Here is a 4,816-nt window from a genome sequence, read left to right as displayed (position 1 = left end):
GGCGGGGTTAGCGTGATCGACATGGCGGGGCGATACGGCGAGGACGTGTTGGCGGGCGACTGGCGGCGGCGCAAGGTCACCCCCGAGGTGGACGCCGAGCCGGATCTCGTGGTGGAGGACGTCGACTCCGGATTCTGCGGCGCGGTCGTGGGCTTCGAATCCGGCGCGGTGGTGCTGGAGGACCGGCACGGCAAGCGGCGCAACTTCCCCCTGCTGCCGGCGGCGTTCCTGCTCGACGGTCGCCCGGTGACGCTGCGCCGCCCGACCCGCGCGCCGGTGCCGGCGGCCCGCCGGCGTACCGCGTCCGGCTCGGTGGCGGTGGACAACGTCCGCGCCCAGGTGGCCAAGGCGAGTCGGATCTGGGTGGAGGGCATCCACGACGCGGCGCTGGTCGAGCGGATCTGGGGTGACGACCTGCGGATCGAGGGCGTGGTCGTAGAGCCGCTGGACGGCATCGACGCCCTCGACGCCGAGGTGCGCGACTTCGGCCCCGGCCCGACCCGGCGGCTCGGCGTCCTCGTCGACCACCTGGTGCCGGGCAGCAAGGAGAGCCGGATCGTGGCCCGGGTGACCTCGCCGTACGTGCTGGTGACCGGACATCCGTACGTGGACGTCTGGCAGGCGGTCAAGCCGGCGGCGCTGGGCATCGCGGCGTGGCCGGTGGTGCCGCCGGGGCGGCCGTGGAAGGAGGGGGTCTGCGCGGCCCTCGGGGTGGCCGAGCCGGCCGACATGTGGCGGCACATCCTGTCCCGGGTGAACACCTTCGCCGACGTGGAGACCCCCCTGATCAACGCCATGGAACGTCTCATCGACTTCGTCACCGAAGCCCCCTGACGGCCTGCTCCGCCTGATCCCCCGATCCACCCGGCGGTGGGTCAGGGGATCTCGTCGGGGCTGCGCGTGAAGACGAACGTGGCGATGTCGACCGCCACCGCCCGTCCGCTGTCGTCGCGCAGCACCGACAGGATCTCGCCGGTCTCCGGGCCGGAGCGTCCCCGCCAGCGGTCCGTTCCCTCGGCGACGAACCGGCTCACCCGCTCACCCCGGACGTGGGCCACCAGGTCACCCGCGTCCCAGCTCAGGTCCAGCGAGGTGCCCATCCACCACCAACGCCCGGTCAGCTCAGCCAGCTCGGCCGCGGGCGCGGCGGTGGCCGGCCGCCACGGCTGCGGGAACGCCGGCTCGGCGTCCAGCACGGTGGTCAGCAGCCGACGGCCGAGCCCGGTGATCGGGAAGCCGTACGCGTTGGCGAAGCCGACCACGGCGGTACGGGTGGACCGGTGCACCGCGAGGGCGGCCACGTACCCGGGCATCGAGCCGCCGTGCCCGACGTACACGCGTTCGCCGTCCCGGTAGAGCTCCAGCCCCAGGCCGTGCCCGCCGGTCCAGGAGTCGAGATCGCTGATCACCACGGGCGCGCACATCTCGGTGAGCGTCTCGGCAGCCAGCACCGACGGGTCCGGGTCGGCCAGGAACGCCGCCCAGCGGCCCAGGTCCTCGATCGTCGACCAGAGCTGCCCGGCCGGGGCCATCGCCCCGGTGTCGGTGCGGGGCTCCTCGCGCAGCGTCTCGTGCCAGGGGTGGACGACGTAGCCGCGGGCGAACGGTTCGGTGGCCGCGTACGTGGTGCGGCGCATCCCCAGCGGGGTGAGGATCCGCTGGTCGAGCAGGTCCGCCCAGGGCGTCCCGGTGTGTCGTTCGAGCACCCCGCCGAGCAGCCCGTACGCCAGGTTCGAGTAGTGGTACGTGGCGTGCGGCGGGTAGGCGATCTTGTCGGCGGTCAGCCCGGCGAGCAGGGTGGCCAGGTCGACGCCCGCGGCCCGCTCCCACCAGTCACCCTCGGGTTCACGCTGCATGCCGCTGGCGTGCCCGAGCAGTTGGCGCAGGGTGAGCGTGCCGACGCCGGTGCCCGGCAGGTGCCGTTCCAGCGGGTCGTCCACGGCCAGCCGGCCGGCGTCGCGCAACTGCATGATCAGGGTGGCGGTCATGGTCTTGCTGATCGAGCCCAGCCGGTACTGGAGGTCGATCCCCGGGCGGGGATGCTCGCCGGCGACGGCCACGTGCGCCAGCGTGCCGTCGCGGACCACGCCCAGCACCAGCGACGGGACGCGGCCGTCGGCCTGTGCCTGGGCCACCTGGGCGTCGATCTGTCGGGCGGTTTCCGGCAGCAGGGTCAACGGGATCTCTCCTCGCTCGTCGGCTCGGGCGGGCCACCGGTGTGGGGCGTTTCGGTGGGCCAGGGGGTTCCGCCGAGCCTACTGATCATCACGGGTCGGCTGCTCGTGCATTCGCGTGTCACGATTGGGAGGTGGACGCCGTGGTGTGGATCGTTGTGGGTGTGCTGCTGGTTGTCGCCGAGGTCTTCACGACGACGCTTTTCCTGATCATGTTCGGGGTCGGCGCGTTCGCCGCCGCGGGCGCAGCCGCACTGGGCGCGCCGGTGGCGGTCCAGGCGCTGGTGTTCGCCGTGGTGTCGGCGTTGAGCCTGGTGGTGGTCCGGCCGGTCATCCGGCGGCACCAGCGGACGGCACTGGACAGCGGCGAGCAGCCGTTCGGCGTGGAGGCGATCGAGGGCTCCACGGCGCTGGTTCTGGAGCGGGTGGACGCCGAGCACGGGCTCGTCAAGATCGACGGGGAGTTGTGGAGCGCCCGGTCGTACGACACGACGCAGGCGTACGAGCCTGGTGAACGGGTGCGAGTGATCAAGGTCCGGGGCGCGACCGCCCTGGTCTGGCAGGACGACGTTTCTTCCGCCGGCGAGCTGCCGGAAGCGAGAGGGTGAACGGGATGACGGTCATAGGCGTACTGCTGATCGCAGTTGCGTTGATCGCTGTGGTGACGCTGGCCAAGGCGGTGCGGATCGTGCCGCAGCAGCGCCAGGACGTGGTGGAACGGCTCGGTAAGTACAAGCGCACGCTCAGCCCTGGCCTCAACATTCTGGTGCCCTTCATCGACGCGGTGCGCACGAAGGTCGACATGCGGGAGCAGGTGGTCAGCTTCCCGCCGCAGCCGGTGATCACCTCGGACAACCTGGTGGTCTCGATCGACACCGTTCTCTACTTCAAGGTGGTCGACTCGGTCCGGGCGACCTACGAGATCTCCAGCTTCCTGCAGGCCATCGAGCAGCTCACCGTCACGACGCTGCGTAACGTGATCGGTTCACTGGACCTGGAGCGGGCGCTCACCAGCCGGGACGAGATCAACCGGCACCTCTCCGGCGTGCTGGACGAGACCACCGGCCGCTGGGGCATCAAGGTGACCCGGGTGGAGATCAAGGCGATCGAGCCGCCGGCCAGCATCCGCGACTCCATGGAGAAGCAGATGCGCGCCGAGCGGGACCGGCGCGCGGCGATCCTCACCGCCGAGGGTCACAAGCAGTCGCAGATCCTCACCGCCGAGGGTGAGAAGCAGTCCGCGGTGCTGCGGGCCGACGGTGACCGGCAGGCCCGGATCCTCCAGGCCGAGGGGCAGGCGAAGGCGATCCGTACCGTCTTCGACGCGATCCACCAGGCGAACCCGAGCCAGAAGGTGCTCGCCTACCAATACCTCCAGGCCCTGCCGCAGATCGCCCAGGGCAGCGCCAACAAGGTCTGGATCGTCCCGGCCGAGCTGACCAAGGCGCTGGAGGGCATGGGCGGCGCGCTCGGCGGGCTGAGCCAGATGGTGGGGGACCTGCCCGCGCCGGAGGCGGCCGACCACGCGAGCCAGGTCGAGCGCGAGGCCGCGGAGGCCGCGCAGGCCGCGGCGGCCGCCGCGCAGCAGATCCACGACGAGGTACGCGTCGCCGAGGCGCAGGCCACCGGTGGCAACAAGCCGCAGGGGCTGCCCGCGCCGGAGCCGGTGTCCCCGGCCAGCCTGGTCAACGACCCGGCCGACCAGCGCGAGCGCGAGTGATCGAGTACGCCGGCCGCCCGGCCGGATAAATGCGAGAAAGACTCATGGGGCGCTCCGACGCCTGCCACGATCGGTCCTAGGACGGGTGGTGACCAGGCAATCGGGGCGCCCCGGCGCGTCCCGCACCGCTCGTGGACGAGCGAGGTGACGCATGAAGGATCCGGCGAATCGGATGTGGTCCTCGGCCCCGGTGCCCGGCGCGCACGATCCGGCCGGCCCGCTGGGCTCCCGGCGTAGCGGCGGCGGTTTCGGCGTACTGCCGTTCGTGGGCGAGCCAACCCCGGCCGGGCCGGCAACGAACGCCAGTTGGGCCTGGTCGGTGCGCCGGTTCGCGCGGGCGGCGGTGTGGCTGCTGCCCGCGTACGCCATCCTCTACGGCGCGGTGGCGATGGCCAGCGACGGCGGGGTGGGCAACGACCCGTATCCGGCCGACGGCCAGGCGGTGTACCTGATCGGCTGGGTGGCCGCGATCTGGCTCGGCCTGCTCGCGCTGCTGGCCCTCACCGGGCTGCTGGCCGCGACCCGCAGCCGCCGGGTGGCCGCCGCCGGACTGCTGGTCAGCATCGCCGGCACCGTGCTGATGCTGCCCTTCGCCGGGCTCGCCGAGCAGACGCCCGTCTTCGGAGCCACCGCGCGTTCGCTGGTGCTGGTCGGCGCCACCTTCTACAGCGTGGGCTGGTTCCTCACCGGGTGGGCGGTGGCCCGCTCCGGCACGTTCAGCCTCGGCGACGGGGTCATGCTGATCATCGCCGCGCCGCTGCTCGGCCTGGGCGGCGCCCTGATCGGCTCGTTGCAGACGTTCGGCGCGATCTTCGTGCTGATCGCCGGCATCGGCATCGGCTACCGCTCCGGCCGCCTGATGCCCCGCGAAACGGCCCGCGACGCCGCCAGCGCCAGCCTCTCCACCCCAACGCCCTAACCA

At 72.2% G+C, this 4,816-nt stretch carries 5 protein-coding genes; 4 read left to right on the top strand and 1 reads right to left on the bottom strand.

The features are described 5' to 3' along the window. Positions 1-21: 21 nt before the first annotated feature. Positions 22-834, top strand: coding sequence for a DUF3097 domain-containing protein (locus tag EAD89_RS29920; protein ID WP_121678021.1), 813 nt, complete (start codon positions 22-24; stop codon positions 832-834). 41 nt (positions 835-875) lie between these two features. On the opposite strand, the gene EAD89_RS29915 is transcribed toward EAD89_RS29920, so the two are convergent. After that, positions 876-2,177, bottom strand: a complete 1,302-nt coding sequence (locus tag EAD89_RS29915; RefSeq protein ID WP_121678020.1) for a serine hydrolase — start codon at positions 2,175-2,177, stop codon at positions 876-878. A 131-nt stretch (positions 2,178-2,308) separates the two neighbouring features. Here EAD89_RS29915 and EAD89_RS29910 point away from each other — a divergent pair, with 131 nt between their 5' ends. The 3 genes from EAD89_RS29910 (at position 2,309) to EAD89_RS29900 (ending at position 4,813) form a co-directional block, all read left to right on the top strand. Continuing rightward, positions 2,309-2,782: an NfeD family protein gene (locus EAD89_RS29910; RefSeq protein ID WP_121678019.1), complete on the top strand. Its 474-nt coding sequence runs from the start codon at positions 2,309-2,311 to the stop codon at positions 2,780-2,782. Between the two features lie 5 nt (positions 2,783-2,787). After that, positions 2,788-3,894, top strand: a complete 1,107-nt coding sequence (locus EAD89_RS29905; protein ID WP_121654946.1) for an SPFH domain-containing protein — start codon at positions 2,788-2,790, stop codon at positions 3,892-3,894. Positions 3,895-4,045: 151 nt separating this feature from the next. After that, the gene (locus tag EAD89_RS29900; RefSeq protein ID WP_121654943.1) at positions 4,046-4,813 is read left to right on the top strand and encodes a hypothetical protein; all 768 of its coding nucleotides are present in this window, start codon (positions 4,046-4,048) and stop codon (positions 4,811-4,813) included. Positions 4,814-4,816 lie beyond the last annotated feature (3 nt).

It is taken from the genome of Micromonospora sp. BL4 (assembly GCF_003667505.1).
In the GTDB taxonomy this organism is placed as follows: Bacteria; Actinomycetota; Actinomycetes; order Mycobacteriales; family Micromonosporaceae; genus Micromonospora.
Note: the sequence above shows the minus strand (reverse complement) of the source record. Positions and strands in the feature narration are given on the sequence as shown.